The 19,277-nt window shown below is 55.3% G+C and carries 18 protein-coding genes and 1 pseudogene; 13 read left to right on the forward strand and 6 right to left on the reverse strand.

Annotation, left to right across the window (positions count from 1 at the left end; translation table 11 throughout):
• Positions 1-49: 49 nt before the first annotated feature.
• From NSU14_RS33925 to atzF, 7 genes are read left to right on the forward strand one after another with little or no spacing between them, the layout of a single operon-like run.
• Positions 50-1,063, forward strand: a complete 1,014-nt coding sequence (locus tag NSU14_RS33925) for an ABC transporter substrate-binding protein (RefSeq protein ID WP_340948686.1) — start codon at positions 50-52, stop codon at positions 1,061-1,063.
• 13 nt (positions 1,064-1,076) lie between these two features.
• Complete coding sequence (locus tag NSU14_RS33930; RefSeq protein WP_052422151.1) at positions 1,077-1,886, forward strand: ABC transporter ATP-binding protein; 810 nt, start codon at positions 1,077-1,079, stop codon at positions 1,884-1,886.
• On the forward strand, positions 1,883-2,635 hold the full coding sequence (locus NSU14_RS33935) for an ABC transporter permease (protein ID WP_340948687.1): 753 nt from the start codon (positions 1,883-1,885) through the stop codon (positions 2,633-2,635). The genes NSU14_RS33930 and NSU14_RS33935 overlap by 4 nt, the downstream gene beginning before the upstream one ends.
• Positions 2,635-3,705, forward strand: coding sequence for a ring-opening amidohydrolase (locus NSU14_RS33940; RefSeq protein WP_336101086.1), 1,071 nt, complete (start codon positions 2,635-2,637; stop codon positions 3,703-3,705). The genes NSU14_RS33935 and NSU14_RS33940 overlap by 1 nt, the downstream gene beginning before the upstream one ends.
• 52 nt (positions 3,706-3,757) lie before the next feature.
• Entirely contained in the window at positions 3,758-4,189 is a 432-nt protein-coding gene (locus NSU14_RS33945; protein WP_340948688.1) for a cupin domain-containing protein, read from the forward strand.
• A gap of 13 nt (positions 4,190-4,202) precedes the next feature.
• Positions 4,203-5,840, forward strand: coding sequence for a PucR family transcriptional regulator (locus NSU14_RS33950; protein WP_042140357.1), 1,638 nt, complete (start codon positions 4,203-4,205; stop codon positions 5,838-5,840).
• A 6-nt stretch (positions 5,841-5,846) separates the two neighbouring features.
• Positions 5,847-7,619 (forward strand): allophanate hydrolase, encoded by a 1,773-nt coding sequence (atzF, locus tag NSU14_RS33955; protein ID WP_340948692.1) that lies wholly within the window; start codon positions 5,847-5,849, stop codon positions 7,617-7,619.
• A 472-nt stretch (positions 7,620-8,091) separates the two neighbouring features.
• On the opposite strand, the gene NSU14_RS33960 is transcribed toward atzF, so the two are convergent.
• A complete protein-coding gene (locus NSU14_RS33960; RefSeq protein WP_042140355.1) occupies positions 8,092-9,192 on the reverse strand; it encodes an FUSC family protein in 1,101 nt (366 codons plus the stop codon).
• Between the two features lie 294 nt (positions 9,193-9,486).
• Between NSU14_RS33960 and NSU14_RS33965 the strand changes: the two genes are divergently transcribed.
• The 5 genes from NSU14_RS33965 (at position 9,487) to NSU14_RS33985 (ending at position 13,533) form a co-directional block, all read left to right on the forward strand.
• Positions 9,487-10,611 carry an ABC transporter ATP-binding protein gene (locus NSU14_RS33965; RefSeq protein ID WP_171720783.1) on the forward strand — a complete coding sequence of 375 codons (1,125 nt, stop codon included), beginning with the start codon at positions 9,487-9,489 and terminating at the stop codon, positions 10,609-10,611.
• Positions 10,601-11,407 carry an ABC transporter permease gene (locus tag NSU14_RS33970; protein WP_042140354.1) on the forward strand — a complete coding sequence of 269 codons (807 nt, stop codon included), beginning with the start codon at positions 10,601-10,603 and terminating at the stop codon, positions 11,405-11,407. The genes NSU14_RS33965 and NSU14_RS33970 overlap by 11 nt, the downstream gene beginning before the upstream one ends.
• A 20-nt stretch (positions 11,408-11,427) precedes the next feature.
• Positions 11,428-12,255 carry an ABC transporter permease gene (locus tag NSU14_RS33975; RefSeq protein WP_076243746.1) on the forward strand — a complete coding sequence of 276 codons (828 nt, stop codon included), beginning with the start codon at positions 11,428-11,430 and terminating at the stop codon, positions 12,253-12,255.
• A complete protein-coding gene (locus tag NSU14_RS33980; RefSeq protein WP_340948693.1) occupies positions 12,252-13,325 on the forward strand; it encodes an ABC transporter substrate-binding protein in 1,074 nt (357 codons plus the stop codon). Before NSU14_RS33975 ends, NSU14_RS33980 begins: the two co-directional genes overlap by 4 nt.
• 76 nt (positions 13,326-13,401) lie before the next feature.
• A complete protein-coding gene (locus NSU14_RS33985) occupies positions 13,402-13,533 on the forward strand; it encodes a hypothetical protein (protein WP_269323201.1) in 132 nt (43 codons plus the stop codon).
• A gap of 475 nt (positions 13,534-14,008) precedes the next feature.
• Here NSU14_RS33985 and NSU14_RS33990 read toward each other — a convergent pair whose 3' ends face one another.
• From NSU14_RS33990 to NSU14_RS34010, 5 genes and pseudogenes are all read right to left on the reverse strand, one after another.
• Positions 14,009-14,131 carry a hypothetical protein gene (locus NSU14_RS33990; protein WP_340948695.1) on the reverse strand — a complete coding sequence of 41 codons (123 nt, stop codon included), beginning with the start codon at positions 14,129-14,131 and terminating at the stop codon, positions 14,009-14,011.
• 152 nt (positions 14,132-14,283) lie between these two features.
• Positions 14,284-14,958 carry a hypothetical protein gene (locus NSU14_RS33995; RefSeq protein WP_336103974.1) on the reverse strand — a complete coding sequence of 225 codons (675 nt, stop codon included), beginning with the start codon at positions 14,956-14,958 and terminating at the stop codon, positions 14,284-14,286.
• 135 nt (positions 14,959-15,093) lie between these two features.
• A pseudogene (locus NSU14_RS34000) lies at positions 15,094-15,917 on the reverse strand (class I SAM-dependent methyltransferase).
• A 53-nt stretch (positions 15,918-15,970) separates the two neighbouring features.
• Positions 15,971-16,822 (reverse strand): 1,4-dihydroxy-6-naphthoate synthase, encoded by an 852-nt coding sequence (locus NSU14_RS34005; RefSeq protein WP_340948697.1) that lies wholly within the window; start codon positions 16,820-16,822, stop codon positions 15,971-15,973.
• Positions 16,822-17,505, reverse strand: coding sequence for a futalosine hydrolase (locus tag NSU14_RS34010; RefSeq protein ID WP_340949037.1), 684 nt, complete (start codon positions 17,503-17,505; stop codon positions 16,822-16,824). The genes NSU14_RS34005 and NSU14_RS34010 overlap by 1 nt, the downstream gene beginning before the upstream one ends.
• 1,210 nt (positions 17,506-18,715) lie before the next feature.
• Here NSU14_RS34010 and NSU14_RS34015 point away from each other — a divergent pair.
• Positions 18,716-19,189, forward strand: coding sequence for a MarR family winged helix-turn-helix transcriptional regulator (locus NSU14_RS34015; protein ID WP_042140349.1), 474 nt, complete (start codon positions 18,716-18,718; stop codon positions 19,187-19,189).
• Positions 19,190-19,277: the final 88 nt, after the last annotated feature.

Genomic DNA, 19,277 nt, shown 5'->3' on the forward strand with positions numbered 1-19,277 from the left:
AATTACGAATGACCAGTATTCCAAATAACATCATAACGGGGGAATCACCATGTGGAACAAGTCCAGAACCAAAGCGCTTATCCTGCTCACTTCACTAATGCTGCTCATTACAGCCTGCGGCAACAATTCGGATACCGGCAAGGCTGAGGGACAGGGGGCGGAAGGCTCCGGTGAGCTTAAGAAGGTTGTTCTGAGGTTGAAGTGGATTCATCAGGCGCAGTTTGCCGGGTTCTATACCGCAGTTGAAAAGGGCTTCTATAAGGAAGCGGGGCTTGATGTGGAGATTCGGCCGGGAGGCTCGGATTTTCCGGCGGTACAGATGGTCGCTTCGGGCAGTGAGGAGTTCGGGGTAACCGGTGCTGACCAGATCATTATTGCCAGAGAAAAAGGCGTACCGGTTAAGGCGTTATCTGCGATATACCGCAAAACCCCGTTCGTAATGTTCACGCTTAAAGAATCCGGTATCACCACAATGGAAGATCTTGTCGGCCAAAAGGTGGGCATCAAGCTCGGCGGCAATGAAGAGCTGACCTTCCGTGCTATGGAGAAAAGCGCGGGCATCGAAACCTCGCAAATCGAAGAGATGCCGATCAAATATGATCTCAGCCCCTTATTGACCGGCCAGGTCAAGGCATGGCCCGGATATGTAATTAATGAGGTGCTGGCTGTGCAGGAGCAGGGCAAGGAAGTCAATATTATCGACCCGAACGACTATGGCATCAATTTCTATGCCGACACCCTGTTTACCACGGAGTCCGTGATTGAGAAGGATCCGGAAATGGTCCGGAGTTTCGTACAGGCCTCCATGAAGGGCTGGGATTATGCGATGGAGCATCCTGAGGAAGCGGCAGAATTCGGCCTGAAATACGGAGAAAAGCTTGATCTTGCGCATGAAATCAGCATGATGAAGGCCAGCATTCCGCTGCTGGAGCCGGAGAAGCTTCCGCTCGGCTCGATGGATGAGGCGGCGTGGGGGACGCTGCAGCAGAATCTTATCGATCTGGACTTTGTGAAAAAGCAGCAGGACATTGGCTCATTGTTCACCAATGAGTACTTGAATTAAGGAGGGAACCGGTATGACAACAGCGATGAAAGAACAGATGGATTCCGCCCCTGTGAAGAATCCCGGTACCCGGGACACGATGCTCTCCTTGCGCAATTGCTCTCTTTCCTTCGGCAATGTGCCTGTGCTTGATAATGTCAGTCTTGACGTATACCGCAATGAATTCATCTCCATTCTCGGACCGAGCGGCTGCGGGAAATCAACGACACTGCGGCTGATGCTGCGGCTGCTAAGCCCGGAAGGAGGCGGGGAGGTTGCCTATTCCTCCCCGGACCTGTCGCTGGGCATGGTCTTTCAAAAGCCTGTACTGATGCCATGGCTCAGTGCCCTGCAGAATGTCATGCTGCCCCTTGAGCTGGGCCCGAAGAAGAAATTCAGCAAAAAGGAAGCGCGTGAAAAGGCGGAAAGTGCCCTGCGGCTGGTCGGCCTGCAGGATTTCCAGAACCACTTCCCGCATCAGCTGAGCGGCGGAATGCAGCAGAGGGCGGCGATTGCCAGAGCCTTGGCCGCCGATCCGACCGTGCTGCTGATGGATGAGCCGTTCGGTGCGCTGGATGAACTGACCCGCGAGAAGCTGAACTTTGAGCTGCTGCGTCTGTGGGAGAGTCCGGAGACAAGTCTAAGCAGCATTGTAATGGTTACCCATTCTATTCAAGAATCCGTGCTTTTGTCGGACCGGGTGGTGATGATGTCACCCCGGCCGGCCGGGGTGACAGATATTATTCCGGTACCGCTGCCTTCACCGCGTCAAGCGGGAATGGAAGAGCTGCCGGAATTCCACCGGACCGTCAAGGAATTGAGAAAGCGGGTGAAGCATCTATGACAGCCAAACTCAAGGACAGCCTGTACCCGGTCACCTTTGCGCTCGGCTTCCTGATCTTGTGGGAGCTGGCCGTACGGCTCCTGTCGGTTCCGATGTATTTGCTGCCTTCTCCAACCCAGGTGGTCTCGGCCATCGACGGTTCGCTGTGGTCCCATACGCTGGTTACCCTGGGCGAATCCCTGACCGGGTTCATGCTCGCTAACATACTGGGCCTGGTTACTGCGGTTGTTTTTGTTCATTCCAAGCCGATTGAGAAGGGGATGTTCCCGCTCGCCATTGCCCTTAAGACTACACCGCTGGTTGCGCTGGCGCCGCTGCTTGTCGTGTGGCTGGGGACCGGATATACCTCGAAGGTCATCGCTTCGATGCTGATCTGCTTTTTCCCGATTCTGGTGAACAGTGTCAAAGGTCTTAAGGCGATTGAATACGAGGCCTGGGAGCTGTTCTCCACCTATAAAGGAACCAAAAGCGAAATCTTCTGGAAGCTGCGGCTGCCGACCAGTCTGCCTTATATCTTCTCCGCACTGAAAATCTCGACCTCGCTTGCCATTGTTGGAGCGATTGTCGGCGAATTTGTCGGGGCCAATAAGGGGCTGGGTTATGTGGTGCTCGTCTCCTCCTATCATATGGATACTCCGGTGATGTTCTCGGCCATTATTGCTTCGGCGCTGTGCGGCCTGCTGCTGTTCTGGTGTATCGGGCTGCTGGAAAAGAAGGTTATTTTCTGGACAAGGAGCGATGATCTGTGATGAAATGCTCGGTGATCAAAATCCCTGCAGGTGCGCCGAATGACATGTCCGGCCTGCAGGCGGCGATAGAAGAGGGGCTGTTCCGGCCCGAAGAGGTTGCAGCTGTACTGGGAAAGACCGAGGGGAACGGCTGTGTCAATGATTTCACGCGGGGCTATGCCGTTATGGCGCTGAAGGCGTTCTTCGCCGGGGTATCCCAGGAACAGCGGCCTGCAGAAATATCCTATGTGATGTCCGGAGGGACGGAAGGTGTGCTCAGCCCGCATTTCACGGTCATTAGCCGCAGCGGCCAGGCAGAGACGGGCGTAAATGCTGATGGTCTAAAGTCACTTGCAGTCGGTACTGCCAGAACACGGACCTTCCGGCCGGAGGAGCTGGGCCGGCTCAGCCAGGTGGACGCTGTGGCGGATGCCGTGGCCCGGGCGGTCCTGGATGCCGGAATCACCTCGGAAGCGGATGTGCATTATGTGCAGATTAAATGCCCGCTGCTCACTGCAGAGCAGATGTATGACGCGCACAGCCGTCAGGTATCGCTCGTTACAGAGGATACCTATAAATCCATGGGATATTCCAGAGGTGCATCCGCACTGGGGACTGCCGTTGCCCTGGGTGAAGTGGAGCGCTCGACCTTAAGTGAAGAAGATATATGCGTGAACTGGGATAAATTCAGCGCTGTGGCGTCTACTTCGGCCGGAAGTGAGCTTGCCTACTGCGAAGTGATTGTGTTCGGCAATTCGCTGTCTGCGGAAGGCCCGTATCACATCGACCATGCAGTCATGAAGGATGCTATTGACGGCGCAGCGCTGCAGGGCCTGCTGGACCGGTATCCCGGTGAGGAGCTGGTGCAGGTGCTGGCCAAAGCTGAAGCTGATCCGGACGGAGTCATCCGCGGACGGCGCCATATCATGCTGGATGATTCGGATATCAATCATACCCGGCATGCGCGGGCTGTGGTCGGCGGTGTACTGGCCTATGTCGGCGGCGATCCGATGATCTACGTATCCGGCGGAGGCGAGCACCAGGGCCCGAAGGGCGGAGGGCCGGTAGCGGCTGTATTCCGCCGCAGATAGCGGGCTTTTTTCAACCTATACCTATAACTTATACATCATGGAGGAATGGATTATGCATACACAGGAAACGGAAGTGCTGACAGCGGCGGACATGACATGGGAGTTAATGCCGAATCATATTGAGCTGTACCACCGGGAGATCGTCTCGGCAGCGCAGGCGGACCGTCTGGGCATCATGATGAGCTCGATTCTGTGGGAGAAGCTGGGTGTTGGCGGTCAGGTATTACCACACTATCATGATGTGGTGGAGATTATTCATATCACTGTGGGGGAGGTCAAGCTGCTGTGCGAGGGTGAATGGTACAGCTACCGGGCCGGGGATACCTTCCATGTACCTGCGGGTGTAGTCCACTCCGTTGCGAATGCGGGGGATTCGCCGTCTGAGCAGATCAGTATTTTTGTACCGGCCGAGGCGAATGTACCTGCGAACCATTTTTTTGGCACCACTCTGATCGAGGATGTGTATTCTTCCAAGCTAAAGTAAAGGCGGCGGAGCTATGGGCAGCAATGTAATCACCGGATTGAACTGCAGCGATATCCTGCTGATTCCGGATCTGAAGGAAGCGGTGGTCCTGGCGGGAGCCGGAGGTCTTGGGCGTTACATTAACCGTGTCAATGTGATGGAGGTTCCCGATGTGATTGACTGGGTCCGTCCGGGAGAATTTCTGATTACCAGCGGTTTCCCCTTCCACGGTCAGCCGGAGCTCATCACCGAGATTATTCCCCAGCTGAACCAGAAGGGCGTATCCGCGCTTGGGATCAAGACAAAACGTTATATTGACGAAATTCCGGCACGGGCGCTGGAGCTGGCGGATCAGCTTAATTTCCCGATCTTCGAGCTGCCGGCGGCTATCTCCTTCTCCGACGTTGTACGTGACATTATGGAACGGGTGCTCGTGCAGGAGGCCAGGGAGCTCTCCCAGCTGCAGAGCCGCTTCCAGAAGCTGTCCAAGCAGCTTCTGCATGGCGACGGCATCGAGGATTTCCTGCTGACGCTGGATGGTATGCTGCATAATCCGGTCGTGCTGCTGGATGATACCGATCAGGTCCTCTGTTCCCCGCAGGCAGAGGCGCTGGAGCTGGCAGAGCAGCTTCCGTTATGGATGCAGCTGCGCCAGGAGGGCAGTCTCGGGATAACCTTCCTGACGGTCGGAGAGCGGCGGATCCGCGCCTATGTATCGTCCGTCCATGACAAGGGAGTGGATCAATGCCTGCTGGTGCTGCTGGAGTGGAACCGCGAGCTGGCGGTTGTAGATCAGTTAACCATTGACCGGGTGGGGGTACTGGTCGGGCTGGAGATGATCAACGCCGGTGCCCGCCGGGAGGTTGAACTGAAGTATGTCGACCAGTTCCTGCAGGACTGGATCAGCGGCCGGATTGCCGCAGCCGAGGATTTGAAGCTGCGGGCCGAGGCCTGCGGCTGCCCGCTTCCTGAGCGTCCGCTGCGCGCCGTAACCGTCGGCTGGCTGGAGGAGAAGCCGGAGCTTAAGCAGCTGCAGCAAGCGGTGAAGCGGGTGCGGGCCCGGGGAGATCTTCAGCATGTGAAGCTTACGATCCTTGAAGGAGAATTGGTTCTGACGGTTCCGGAGCAGCCGGATATTCCATTGGAGGAAACGCTGGGACGACTGCTGGCTGAGATGAACCGGGTGTTTGCCAAGGAGAGCTGCGCCTTCTGCATCGGAGATCTTGCGGAAGGTCCCGACCAGGTGCGCTTCAGCTATGAGTCCGCCCGCAAAATCGCCCGTATCTGCGAGGTCAGCGGTTACAGCGGGGCTTATGTGGATTACCGGAAGCTGGGTGTCTTCAGGCTGCTGTACCATTTGCCGGAGCTTGCGGAGATCAGCGCGTACAGGGACCAGTACATCGTTCCGCTGCTGGAGTATGACAGCAAGCATGGCGTGTCTCTCGTGCAGACACTCCAGCTGTATTTCAAATGCAACCGCAACATCAAACGGACCTCAGCCGAGCTGTTCACCCATTATAATACGGTGACTTACCGGATAGAACGGGCCTGCGAGCTGCTGGGACTCAGCCAGAATGACGGTGACGATATGCTGGAGCTGCAGCTTGCGCTTAAGCTGCACGAGATGAGCAGCGGCCGCAGGGTACGTACGGATCCGCAGAGAAGGAGATGAAGCATCATGACGGCAATAACTGAATTTCCCGCCAAGCTGACCGCAGGCTGGCTGCGCGGGCAATATTTAAGCGGTGTGCTGGACCCGGAGGAGGTGGTCCGGGAGATCATCCGCCGCGCTGCACGCGACAAGGAAATGAACATCTGGATTGAGCCGCCTGCCGAGGCGCATATCCGTCCCTTTCTTGAGAGACTCAGGGAGCTGGACCCGCAGAGCCATCCGCTGTGGGGCATTCCGTTCGCCGTTAAGGATAACATCGATGTTAAGGGACTGCCCACAACGGCAGCTTGTCCTGAATATGCTTATCAGCCGGATCATGACTCTTCGGTTGTCGCAAGATTGGTTGCTGCGGGAGCCATTCCTCTCGGCAAAAGCAATCTGGACCAGTTCGCCACCGGTCTCGTCGGTGTACGCAGCCCTTACGGCGAGACGCATAACGCCCTGCGCCCGGAATATATCAGCGGAGGCTCCAGCGCCGGATCCGCCGTGGCTGTTGCCCGTGGCCAGGCCGTGTTCAGCCTGGGCACCGATACCGCCGGCTCGGGCCGCGTGCCTGCCTCGCTGAACGGGCTGGTCGGCTATAAGCCCAGCCTCGGCGCCTGGCCGGTGCGCGGGGTAGTGCCCGCTTGTGCCAGCCTGGACTGCGTCACCGTGTTTGCGCACAATCTGGAGGATGCCCTCGCGGTGGACCGCGCAGCGCGCGGCTTCGATGAAGCCGACCCCTGGTCGCGTTCCGTGAAGCTGGGGCCCGCCGCTCTTCCGGCGAAGCTGCTGCTTCCGGAGGCTCCGCCGGAGTTCTATGGCCCCCATGCCGAAGAATACCGGGAGGCCTGGGGACGGGCCGAAGCAGCCGTGCAGGCATTGGGGCTGCCGGTTGAACGGGTGGACTGTACGCTGTTCTCCGAAGCGGCAGCTATCTTGTACGAAGGTCCATGGGTAGCCGAGCGCTGGGCCGGTCTGGGTGAGTTCGTGGAGAATCACCGTGAAGCTGTGCTGCCGGTGACGGAGTCCATCTTGTCTTCCGGGTCGGCCGGGCGCCATACGGCCGCAAGCCTGTTCCAGGCCATGCGCCGGCTGCAGCGCTATAAGCGGGAAGCGGAGCTGCTGCTGAAGGATGCCGTGCTGGTGCTCCCGACCTGCGGCGGAACCTGGACCCGGGAGCAGGTTGCCGGTAATCCGGTAGGGGCCAACTCCGATATGGGGCGCTATACCAACCACTGCAACCTGCTTGATCTGTCAGCCGTGGCGGTTCCTGCCGGGGATGCGGCGGAGGGCCTGCCGTTCGGCATCACGATGTTCGCTCTGGCGGACAGCGAGCATCTGCTGGCCGGAGCGGGCGCACAGCTTCTTGGAGAGAGTGGTCCGCCGGAAGGTGCTGATGATGAGACGGCATCTCCGGGTATGATGACACTGGCTGTCTGCGGTCTTCATATGCGCGGCTTCCCGCTGGAGAAGCAGATGCTGGAGCATGGTGCCCGGTTCTGGCGGGAGGCGCGGACGGCCCCGTGCTATGAGCTGGTCAAGCTCCAGACGGTGCCGCCGAAGCCAGGCTTGCTCAGACAAGCGGCAGGCGGAGGCTCTGTCGGGCTGGAGCTGTGGCGGATGCCGGCGGCATCGCTGGGCGCATTCGCGTCGCTCATACCCGCTCCGCTGGGCCTGGGGCGGGTGGTGCTCGAAGACGGCCGGGAAGTGACAGGCTTCATATGCGAAGGCTATGCTGCCGCCGGAGCCGAGAACATTACGGCCTACGGGGGCTGGAGATATCTGCCTGTGAATTGAATAACGTCCTGTTGGAGCGCGCGAACGCCCCGCAAGCAGAAGTATGGCTTGCGGGGCGATTTGATATTCCTGACAAGCGGTGTAGATTCCAGGCTGCTCATGGGTTTTTTTGATATTCCGGAAAAAGGCAAGATAATAATTACGCAGTGCCCCGATTACGGTACATGCGGTATACTTAATTGCACTTTGTACAACTAAATCCTCTGATTTACAACCGATCATCCGTTTAGTTGTATTTCATACAATTAAACTGCTCTATATAGATTGGGTTTCACTCATTCGGGCAAATTTAGTTGTACAGAATACAGTTATCAGAGGAAAGCCATCCTTTTTGCTGTTTTTAATTGTACAGAATACAACTATCACGGAATGCTCACTTCGGTCTAAACTTCACATAATTGATGAATTGTTAAATTGTTGAATGGATCACTTGTACTAGCCCCCACCCCCAAAAAAAAGGACGCTCCCCAGCTTATAGCTTATGGGAGAGTCCTTTTTGTATGAAACGTATAGCGCGCGCCGGTACAGCCTTGGCTGGTTGTGCTGCGGCTGAAATTGCCGCATAATCGGCACGTTCAATCTCTTCAAGAATCCGGTTCAGATGCGAGAACACCGCGCCAAGATCACGGAATGCGGCGAGCGGGCATTGGCCCTGCAGCTCAGAGAACCAGGCCAGCTGTACATCACGGGCGCGGCGCAGGCTCTCGGGGAGCGAACGCCCGCATTCCGCATCCGACAGTGTCCGGGTGCCATATAAGGCAATGCAGTCTGCCGTTGCCGTTACCACCTCTGTCATCCAGTCGGCTGCGGCATAGTGGGCAGGGAGCAGCGAGAGCTCTTCGGAAATTCCTTTGACGTAGGAATGCACCCTGCTGAGATGGGAGGTTGCCTGTGACAGCGTACCGAGCTCTTTGCGGCACTGGTAATGGGAGAGCGTGAAGTGCAGCTCCTTCTGCAGCTGCTTGCTCTTGCCCAGCAGTTCACCGGAAAGCTTAAGTGCGGTCAGCGCCTGTGCGGCATCCCGTCCCCCGGAAGTTAGACCGGTTAAGGCATCGGACAGTGTCAGGCTGCCCCTCAGTGCCAAGTCTTTGACCTTGACGAACCCCTTGGGCGGAACGATAATCATATTTATGATTAAGGCAATCAGTACACCGATTAAGGTCTCAGCGACTCTCCAGACGATATATTGGTCATGATAGAAGGTGAGCGCCAGGACGGAAGTGACGCCAACCTGTGAAACGGCCTGGATATTAATCCGGCAGGCGGTGGCTACGCCTATGCCGAGCAGCAGCATCAGCAGAATCGAGAGCGCACCAACATCGAAGAAGCGGCCCACAACCAGGCTGGCGATTCCGCCTAGCACAATACCGAGCAGCCGGTACACCCCTTTTTCGAGGGAGGCTTTGACACTGCTCTGGGTGATAAGAATCGCCGCCAGCGGCGCAAAGTACAGATAACGGTCGCCATACAGGCTGTGTACCGCGAGCCAGGATAGTGATGCAGCAAGGGTAACGCGTATCATATAAAGGGATAATCCGAACTTCTCAAGGCGGTCTTGTAACCCCTCGTTCATGGTAGTCATCTTCTTTCGCAAATGTAAGAAAAATTTTATGTTTTTCAGCCGTTTTCATTATAGCACCTCAAAACAGGCCCCGCCGGGTCCATTTTTTACGAACTTGTTAAGTTTCTGCAATGCATTTAATAATGTAAGCTATCGCATATATAGGATTATTCCTATATGCTATATATATTGAAGTCTGTCGAACATAGGGAGGAATTGTCGCTTATCCGCGCTGAGCATGCTGTTTCTGGATTGTCTCCCGCAAGAAGCGGGTAAAATAGGTTGTACTACATAAGGTAAGGGAGGTTGTTAGCTATAGCTACCCCGGAAGGCACTATTATTTCATTTGATCAGGTTATTAAGCAATATGACGACGAAGAGGCTGTACTCAAAGGCGTGAGCTTCGAAATTGAACGCGGTAAATTCTATACTCTGCTGGGCCCCTCGGGCTGCGGGAAAACGACCATTCTGCGACTCATCGCCGGCTTCGCCGAGCCGACTGAAGGTTCTATTTATCTGAACGGTAAAATCATCAACCACATTCCCGCCAACGAGCGGCAGGTGAATACGGTATTCCAGGACTATGCGCTGTTTCCGCACCTGAACGTATTCGAGAATGTGGCTTTCGGACTGCGGATTAAGAAGCTTAAGAAGGATGTTATTAATCAAAAGGTGCAGGAAGCGCTGCGCTTCGTCAACCTGGTCGGGTATGACCAGCGGGCCATTAATGAAATGTCCGGAGGACAAAGACAGCGGGTCGCAATTGCACGCGCGATTGTCAACGAGCCGCAGGTTCTGCTGCTGGACGAGCCGTTATCGGCACTGGACCTTAAGCTGCGCACGGAGATGCAGTATATTCTGCGGGAAATGCAGCAGCGGCTGGGCATCACCTTCATTTTCGTTACCCATGACCAGGAAGAGGCGCTGGCGATGTCCGACTGGATCTTCGTCATGAACGGCGGAAAGATTGAGCAGAGTGGTACGCCTAATGATATCTATGATGAACCGATCAACCGCTTCGTGGCGGATTTCATCGGTGAGTCGAATATCGTGCCGGGCGTAATGATTGAGGACTATGTGGTTGAATTTAACGGCCACCGGTTCGAGTGTGTCGATGCCGGCCTGAAGCCGAATGAAGCCGTGGAAATTGTGATCCGCCCTGAGGATCTGGAGATTGCCACCGTAGAAGCGGGCAAACTGAAGGTGCGCGTGGATTCCCAGCTGTTCCGCGGTGTGCATTATGAGATCAGCTGCTATGACGGCTCCGGCCACGAATGGCTGGTCCATTCCACCCGCAAGGCGGAGGTAGGCAGCGAAATCGGGCTGTATTTTGATCCGGAAGCGATCCATGTTATGCGTTTCGGCGAAACGGAGGAAGAGTTCGACAAACGTCTGGAGGCTTACGGCGAGGTGGAGAGCGATGAAGAGTAAGGGCAAGTCGTACTACCTCATTCCGTATTACCTGTGGATTGCGTTGTTTGTTATTGCACCGGTGCTGCTGGTTGTCTATTATTCCCTGTTCGATCTGGACGGGAAGCTGACGCTGGACAACTACGTCAATTTCTTCACGCCGGTATATATGAGAATGATGCTGAATTCCTTCTGGTATGCTTTTCTGATCACACTGTTCTCGCTCTTGGTGGCGTACCCGGCTGCTTATCTGCTGACGCGCACGAAGCACAAGCAGCTGTGGCTGCTGCTGATTATTCTGCCGACATGGATCAATCTGCTGCTGAAGACATATGCCTTCATCGGTATCTTCGGCACCTTCGGCCCGGTCAACAATTTCTTTGATCTGGTGGGGCTCGGGGAGCAGCAGATCCTGTTCACCGGCTTCAGCTTTGTGTTTGTATCGGTCTATATTTTCATTCCATTCATGATTCTGCCGATCTTCAGTGCACTGGATGAGATGAATCTGTCGCTGGTGGATGCTGCGCGTGATTTGGGCGCCTCCGGCTGGACGACATTCCGGCGGGTCGTATTCCCGCTCACGATCTCCGGGGTCCGCTCCGGCTGCATGGCGGTATTCATTCCCGCGCTGTCGCTGTTTATGATTACGCGTCTGATTGCCGGCAACCGGGTGATTACACTCGGCACCGCTATTGAGCAGCATTTCCTGGTCACACAGGATTGGGGCATGGGCTCCACGGTAGCGGTATTCCTGATCGCCATTATGGCGCTGTTCATGATACTTACGGGCAGCTCGCGGAAAGGAGGGCGCGCGTGAAGAGCAAGAATAGAAACAAAATCAAAAATAAAAACGGGATTGCGAATATCTATCTGGTGCTGGTCTTCCTGGTTCTGTACGCGCCGATTTTCTATCTGATGTACTACTCGTTCAACAGCGGCGGAACCATGCATGAATTCGAGGGCTTCACGCTGGATTATTACCGCGAAGTCGTGGCCGATACCCGGCTGATGATTATTATGATTAACACACTGGTCATTGCGCTGCTGTCCTCGGCAATTGCAACGCTGATTGCGATCATCGGAGCACTGGCGATTCAGCATGTCCGCAGCCGCCGGGCCAAGAACACGCTGCTCTCGCTGAATAATGTGCTGATTGTCAGCCCGGATGTAATTATCGGAGCCTCCTTCCTGATCCTGTTCACGATTGTCGGGATCAAGCTGGGCTTCACCTCCGTTCTGCTCTCGCATGTGGCGTTCAGTATTCCGATTGCCGTTATCATGATCCTGCCGCATCTCCAGGAGATGAGTCCGACACTGACCGACGCCGCCCGGGATCTTGGAGCCACGCGCCGTGATGTGCTGACGAAGGTGATTCTGCCGATCATCAAACCGGGGATCTTCAGCGGATTCTTCATGGCCCTGACCTATTCCCTGGATGATTTCGCGGTAACCTTCTTCGTAACAGGCAACGGATATTCCACCTTGTCGGTTGAGATCTATTCGAGGGCGCGCCAAGGGGTCTCATTGTCGATTAACGCACTGTCGACACTGATCTTCCTCTTCACCATCCTGCTGGTAATAGGCTACTACTACCTTAACCAGCGGAAGAGCCGCCCGGTTATGCATATTGCAGAACCGGTTGCTGAAGCGGGGGTGCCTAGATGAAACAGCTGGTAAATACGTTTCTGGCGATTCTGATCGTAGCATTCGGGCTGATGTTCCTGGCCTCCAGGCTGAACTCGGCCGAAGGCTATTCCGGCGGCAATACGCTGACGATCTACAACTGGGGCGACTACATCGATCCCGAGCTGCTGGAGCAGTTCCAGGAGGAAACGGGCATTACAGTGATCTACCAGACCTTTGACTCCAATGAGGCGATGCTGACCAAGGTTGAGCAGGGCGGTACGGTCTTCGATGTCGTGGTCCCTTCCGACTATGCCATTGCCAAGATGCGGGAAGAGAACCTGCTGCTGCCGCTGGATCACAGCAAGCTTCCGAATCTGGCCAATATCGGGTCCAAATTCATGGATCTGTCCTTTGATCCCGGCAACCTGTATTCGGTGCCTTATTTCTGGGGGACGGTAGGTATCATCTACAACCCCGAGATGACGGAGGGCATTGATTTCAGCAGTTGGGATTCGTTGTGGGACAAGCGCCTGGACAATAATATCTTTCTGGTGGATGGAGCACGCGAGGTGATGGGCATGGCGCTGAACAGTCTGCACTATTCCGTCAATGACAGGAATGAAGAGCATCTGCAGGAGGCGCTGACCAAGCTGAACCGGCTGTCGCCGAATGTGAAGGCGATCGTCGGCGACGAGATCAAGATGCTGCTGGCGAACGAAGAGGCGGCTGTTGGAATCGTCTGGTCCGGCGATGCTTCGGAGATTATGGATGAGAACGACAAGCTGGATTACGTTGTGCCGGAGGAAGGCTCGAACATATGGTTTGACAACATGGTCATTCCGCGCGGAGCAGCCAATATCGAAGGGGCACATAAGTTCATCAACTTCATGCTCCGCCCGGATGTGGCGGCGCAGAATACGGAATACGTCGGCTACTCTACGCCGAACGTTCCTGCCCTGAAGCTGCTGCCGGAGGACATCTCCGGCGACGAGCGCTTCTACCCGCCCGCCGAGATCACGGACCGGCTGGAGGTCTACGACAACCTTGGCAAGCGGATGCTTGCCCATTATAACGAGCTGTTCCTGAAGTTTAAGATGAATAAGAAGTAGGTTGCCGGTCATTGAGTGCCCGCATGCGGAGGTTTCGCATGCGGGTGTTTTTTTGCTGGAGGGAGGGGCTAGAAGGATGGGGCTGGAGGGGGAGGTGAGAAGGAGGGAGAGAAGGAGAGGCTGGAGGGATAAGGTTAGAGGGATTGGGCTAGAAGGGGGAGGCTGGAAGGCTAAGGCTAGAGGGGTGAAGCTGGGGGCTAGGGCTTGAGGGAGAGAAGGGGGAAGCTGGAGGGATAAGGCTAGAGGGATTGGGCTAGAAGGGTGAAGTTGGAGGGGGAGAAAGGGGGGAGGCTAAGGCTAGAGGGATTGAAGAGAAAGAGTTAGCTGGAGGGCTGAGGCTAGAGGAAGGGGAGAAGGATGAAGCTGAAAGGCGAGGGTCAGAGGGGTTGCCTAGAAGGGCGAAGCTGAAGGTTAGGGTCAGAGCACAGGTGAGGGACATGACTTGTTGGAGAATTGCATGGCTCCCTCACCGGCTACTGAGTGAATAGGCAGTATTAGTTGGATTTTCTACACTTACTGGTGAACGAATGAACCCTGCGAATGCAGCAGTTGGATAAACAGCACTTAAATTATTACATTTCACCCCAAGTAGCTGAAATCACCCAAATTAGTTGCTGTTTTTCCACTTGCTTGCCCACGATCCTACGAAATCGATAAATTAAGATACCTTTTTCCACTTACTGTTACAGCAGTTGATTCGCGGTACTATAGCCTACAGCCAGCAGCGGGTTCAACGATCCACTTGAACGTTGCTGGCGGTTCTGGTTAAAGCTCAGCGTACTTTTCGGATACATGTTACTGGGCAAACGTCGAGCGGACAAAGTATAGTGGTGATCCACTTGATGTTGCAATGTTCATCTACGTCAGTCTACGGCCTCGCAACGGATCGCATTAATGCTGGTCCGTTACATTAAATTTGGTCTGCTGCGGAACCGCAAGTAGATTGCTCCTTATGAGACTAATTAAAATATTCAAGCACACTGCGTTTCAGCTCATACCGTGCGGTCCGTTCCTGATTACTGGTGGGGACGGGAAGGAGCCAGCCTTTGTCAACCAGATTGTGTAACGTCCGGACTGCGGTTCTGTAATCGACAGAGAAATGTTCCTTCACATCCTGCGGGCGGATGGGCCGGGCCAGCTGGATAATCAGCCGGATTACCTCCTGCTCCATTAGCTGTACACGTGACACAGGTGCCTCGGCAGGCTGATATCTGCCCAGTACGAGCCGCAGCAGGGTCATACAAAGCTCAGGGCGCTGCTCAACATCATCGTACGCGAATGAAATCACATGATAGCCCATGGCGTACAGGAACGTTTCCCGGTTAAGTTCGCCGCAGTATTTAGTCCGGTCCATATCGCGTACATGTGAGGCATAGCCTTTGATCTCGATGAGCAGCTTCACGTATCCCGGTAACCAGGCGAAATTTGCAAAATAAGATCTTCCCCGCCAGTCCATGACTTCATACTCCGGATGAAGTCCGCCAAAGTGGCCCCGCAGAGGCCACCAGATGTTCCTCAGGAACAGAACCTCTGCATGCCGGTGCCCCCGATCCAATCGTGCCCGCCGTTCTCCCTCAGGCCTGCTGCCCAGATGTCCGTTGATAAACTGCAGATGTGCTTCTTCGAATATCATTACGCTCCAACCTCCCCGTGAAAATAGAAAACGCCCCGGCTCCCTCGCTGAGGGCAACCGGGACGTTCTTCGTCTCGCTGTTATTAAGTATAGTCTACAAGCTTGATTATAACTAGAATATAGCAGGAAAAGTTTCTATTTCACGCCGATCCGCATCCGGTAGCTAATCAGCACCTGCAATGTCCGGCCTCGGAAGTAGTTCTTAACCTCTGCCGAGAACTCGGCAATATCTTGCTCAAGTGAGGCCGGGCTAAGCTTCAGAACCGATTGCATTCCACCTTGGCTGAGGGCCAGGCCGATATAGCGCTCTGCATCGCAGGCTTCTGTGTTGTGAAAAACAATTTCTCGCGCGTAAGTGAAACATCCGCTGGCTTTGATCCGGCCGAGATGCCCTTCCTTGTCCCATTTACGGGCCTGTTCGGCATCGGCTGAAGCCCGGCGAGCAGGTCATCCGAAGTGGCGATCAGCCTATTGTAACGGGCTTCGACAGCAGGGTTCAGTACCAGAGGCCAATCGCAGTCATAGGCAGCGAACACTCCGCCGGGACTCAGGCAGCGGGAGATTTCCTGAAGTGTGCTGGCCGGGTCCATCCAGTGGAATGACTGCGAGCAGGTGATGATATCGACGGTGCCGGAGGAGAACGGGAGCTCATTGGAGTAGCCTTGGACAAAAGATACGGATTCAGTCCCGCTGTGCAGGCGGTCCAGCTTCTCCTGCGCTTTGCCCAGCATATCCGGGTTAGGCTCCACTCCGGTTACGGAGTCGGCGGCGTCTTTCCACAGGAAGGTGGACAGACCGGTGCCGCAGCCTATATCAGCGACCACGGCCGGACGGCGGCCCAGGTAATTACTCAGCAGCTCAATAACCAGCGGCGGCGCTTCGGGCCGGTAACGGTCGTATTCGTCCTGATATCCCAAGAAGCGGTCAATATTAGGCTTGCTGTTGCCTGCAGGAATCATAGGAATCAGCCTCCATATGAGTTTTGTTTGTTCCTTAATCTAATTAGTCCAAGCTAGCGCAACAGCTCCGGATCAATGACAGGCACGAGACCCTCGGCAGCGGCACGGGTCAGCAGGGCAGAGATTGCTGCGTAGCCGTCTTCGCCCAGGTTCATCGTGAACTCGTTGACATAAAGATCGATATGCGATTTGGCTACTTCCGGGGAGAGCTCCTGGGCGTGGCTCAGGACATATTCCTGGCAGGCCAGGGGATGATCCCAGGCATACTGCAAAGAGCTGCGGATCCAGCCGGTAATGGACTCGTGGTCCAGATCCCTGCGGGCGATGATCGCGCCGAGCGGAATAGGCAGGCCGGTGTCGCTTTCCCACCAGCTGCCGAGGTCAGTCAGCAGGTTAAGATTATAGGACGGGTAGGTGAAGCGGGCTTCATGAATGACCAGCCCGGCATCAATCGTGCCATTCTGTACAGCAGGCATGATTTCATCGAAGGGCATGACGACGATCTCGGCCGGGCCGTCCGGCACCTGCTGCGCAGCCCATAGCCGGAAGAGCAGATAGGCGGTGGAGCGCTCGCTTGGCACGGCTATTCTGCGGCCGGATAGCTGACGCGGATGTTTGATGGCGCCTGCGCCTTTGCGCGTCAGTACGAGCGGGCCGCAGCCCCGTCCAAGCGCACCGCCGCAAGGCAGAAGCTTGTACTTATCCAGCACCCAGGGAAGCGCGGCGTAGGAGATCTTAAGCACTTCCGGACCGGCGCCGTCTGCCGCGAGTCCGTTGGTGATATCAATATCGGCAAAGGTCACCTCCAGCTTGGGTGCATCCGGTACCAGCCCGTGCGCCCAGGCATGAAATACGAAGGTATCATTCGGACATGGAGAAAAAGCAATATGAAGTTCGGTTGTCATTACAGCACCTCCAGTAGAATAGCCGCTGCCGCTGTGAGGGCGTCCAGGGCTTCTTTGATCTTCCACGCGGCCCGGTCGCGCGGGCCGACCGGGTTCGAGATCGCGCGCAGCTCCAGCGCTGCGATCCCCAGGGCCTTGGCGGCCACGGCGACTCCGTGGCCTTCCATCGCTTCCGCCGCCGCCTGCGGATGGCGCGCGGCAAGCTCCGCGGCCGTCCCGGCGGTGCCGGTCGCGGTCGACACGGTAAGCACGGTGCCCGTGCTTACCGCAAGCCCGGCCGCTGCCAGCGCGGCCGCAAGGGCCTGGACCGTGCCGCCCGGCGCAGGCACGGACACGCTGCCGAAGCCAAGCTCGGCAGCGCTGCGGAAGCCCTCCGGCGTCTCTGCGCCGAGGGCCGCGTCAAGCATCTCGCTGGCGACGACCAGCGAGCCTACGGGTGCACGGCCGGGGAAGCCGCCGCCGATCCCGGCGCTGATGACGCAGCCGTAGGAGCCGGCTGCCAGAGCGGCGGCGGTGCCCGCCGCAGCCGCAGCGGTGCCGGCGCCCGCTGCGATGACATGGAACCTGCGGCTGCCCTGCAGGCCGCGCAGGACGGCATCCCGCTCGGCTGCGACAGCGGTCACGATCAGCACGTTAGCGCCCGGCGGAATAAGCCGGGCAGCATTGCCGGACGCGTCCCGCATTGCTCCGTCCTGCACGCCTGAATCCCGCTCAACAAAATCCCGCACCGCTCCATCCCGCACTGCTGTACCCCGTTCCGCAGAATCCCGCACTGCTAAATCCTGCTCAGCTGTACCCAGTTCAGCAGAATTCCCTTCCGCTATATCGCGGCCCCGGGCATCCCATTCCGGTAGTTCCGTTGAATCCATCCAGGTGTTGCCTCCTTTATATGTAATGAACTGCTTCCTTACATTCGCACCCAAAAGGATACGCCGTTTTGGGAGTGAGGTCAAACCGAGTCCTTGCTGTAATCTTTCATTATCAAGTGAACTCAAGCTGTATCTAGATTGATCTGAAGGAATTTCCGAAACAGATATTTAATCCAACTGTAATTGAATCATCCTAAGCTCAATCCTGGTTGGACTCTATTCCCTATTGCACTATGTACAGCAGATGGCTCTAAAATCCGCCGGAAATTAGAATCTGTAGCACTCTGTACAGCAGAATACTGTGGAACCGGCGGCTTTGAGCAGGAATCTGGAAATCAATTGTATGAAATACAACAGACTTTACCGATGGAACTTTTAAATGTACTTGGCATGTGGGACAGACCATTGCGCCAGAGGGTTATCTGGGGAAGGCAATGCGGAGCGCATAGCGGATAATTGTATTTTGTGCAGTTAAAAGACAGCGAAAAGCCATATCAGCAAGGATAACTGTATTCCGTACAATAATAATTAGGAAAACTGCTCTTATACGGCATAGTAGCGTTTTATAAGTGTACAAAGTGCAATTAAAACTGCTCCTGCGCAGAAATAGGTCTTTTTAGTTGTACAAACTACAGTTAAAATTTGAGCGATAGCCTCACTCTATACAACCAGCAATTCGGAGTTCAACCAAGACGTCTGGTGGGAGACCGAAAGCTATTAATCGAAAATTAATCCCCTAAGCCTTCCTTAGTACCTCGCTCTATACTTACATCAGCACTCCATCAGCACTCCAATCAATACTCCCCCAGCGCTCACCAAGTTACTCCATCAATCCCTTCCCTCAGTAATCCCCCGTTAATCCCTGAGTATTTTCACACAACTTCCTATATAGTCACCATATACTCTGGTATATAAAAAATCTTCCCCTAATCAGTTGACAATGAAATCGTCATGCTGTATATTTATCTTAACTTAAAGATAATTAATTTAAAGATAAACGCGAACACGACAGGAGGTGCACATAATGAGCGGCAATAATGACACAGCAGGTACAGCAGCTGACAGTACAATCGATCAGGAGCAGGCGGCATCACTGAAATTATTCGTTGTTCTGTCCAAGGCTTACAAGAGCCTGATGGATCAGGCGGTGAAGGATATGAAGAGCCACGGGCTGGCATCGGCGGAGTTCATGGTGCTGGAAGTCCTGTATCATAGAACGCGGATTCCACTGCAGCAGATTGGCGAGAAGATTCTGGTCACCAGCGGCAGCATCACCTACAATATCGATAAGCTGGAGAAGCGCGGACTACTGAAGCGCGTTCCATGCGAGGACGACCGCCGTGTGACTTATGCCGAGATTACGGAAGCGGGGCGCGAGCTGTTCGATGATATTTTCCCCCGTCATGTCAGTTCCATACACAGCTTGATGGGCGGGCTGGACAGTGAAGAGAAGGCTCAGGCCACTCAACTGCTGAAGAAGCTGGGCAAGGGCGTATAGAAGACGGACAGCGCAACAAGTTAAAGAACTGGCTGGAGCCCGATAGATGACAGTCAGCTTTAGCAGCGGGATGAGGCATTGATGATCA

This window comes from Paenibacillus sp. FSL R10-2771 (assembly GCF_038000205.1).
Lineage (GTDB): Bacteria > Bacillota > Bacilli > Paenibacillales > Paenibacillaceae > Paenibacillus_AQ > Paenibacillus_AQ phytohabitans.

Coding starts and splice junctions, on each gene's coding strand:
- NSU14_RS33925 (WP_340948686.1), top strand. CDS start 50: ATGTGGAACAAGTCCAGAACCAAAGCGCTTATCCTGCTCACTTCACTA.
- NSU14_RS33930 (WP_052422151.1), top strand. CDS start 1,077: ATGACAACAGCGATGAAAGAACAGATGGATTCCGCCCCTGTGAAGAAT.
- NSU14_RS33935 (WP_340948687.1), top strand. CDS start 1,883: ATGACAGCCAAACTCAAGGACAGCCTGTACCCGGTCACCTTTGCGCTC.
- NSU14_RS33940 (WP_336101086.1), top strand. CDS start 2,635: ATGAAATGCTCGGTGATCAAAATCCCTGCAGGTGCGCCGAATGACATG.
- NSU14_RS33945 (WP_340948688.1), top strand. CDS start 3,758: ATGCATACACAGGAAACGGAAGTGCTGACAGCGGCGGACATGACATGG.
- NSU14_RS33950 (WP_042140357.1), top strand. CDS start 4,203: ATGGGCAGCAATGTAATCACCGGATTGAACTGCAGCGATATCCTGCTG.
- atzF (WP_340948692.1), top strand. CDS start 5,847: ATGACGGCAATAACTGAATTTCCCGCCAAGCTGACCGCAGGCTGGCTG.
- NSU14_RS33960 (WP_042140355.1), bottom strand. CDS start 9,192: ATGAACGAGGGGTTACAAGACCGCCTTGAGAAGTTCGGATTATCCCTT.
- NSU14_RS33970 (WP_042140354.1), top strand. CDS start 10,601: ATGAAGAGTAAGGGCAAGTCGTACTACCTCATTCCGTATTACCTGTGG.
- NSU14_RS33980 (WP_340948693.1), top strand. CDS start 12,252: ATGAAACAGCTGGTAAATACGTTTCTGGCGATTCTGATCGTAGCATTC.
- NSU14_RS33985 (WP_269323201.1), top strand. CDS start 13,402: ATGGGGCTGGAGGGGGAGGTGAGAAGGAGGGAGAGAAGGAGAGGCTGG.
- NSU14_RS33995 (WP_336103974.1), bottom strand. CDS start 14,958: ATGATATTCGAAGAAGCACATCTGCAGTTTATCAACGGACATCTGGGC.
- NSU14_RS34005 (WP_340948697.1), bottom strand. CDS start 16,822: ATGACAACCGAACTTCATATTGCTTTTTCTCCATGTCCGAATGATACC.
- NSU14_RS34010 (WP_340949037.1), bottom strand. CDS start 17,505: ATGCGGGACGCGTCCGGCAATGCTGCCCGGCTTATTCCGCCGGGCGCT.
- NSU14_RS34015 (WP_042140349.1), top strand. CDS start 18,716: ATGAGCGGCAATAATGACACAGCAGGTACAGCAGCTGACAGTACAATC.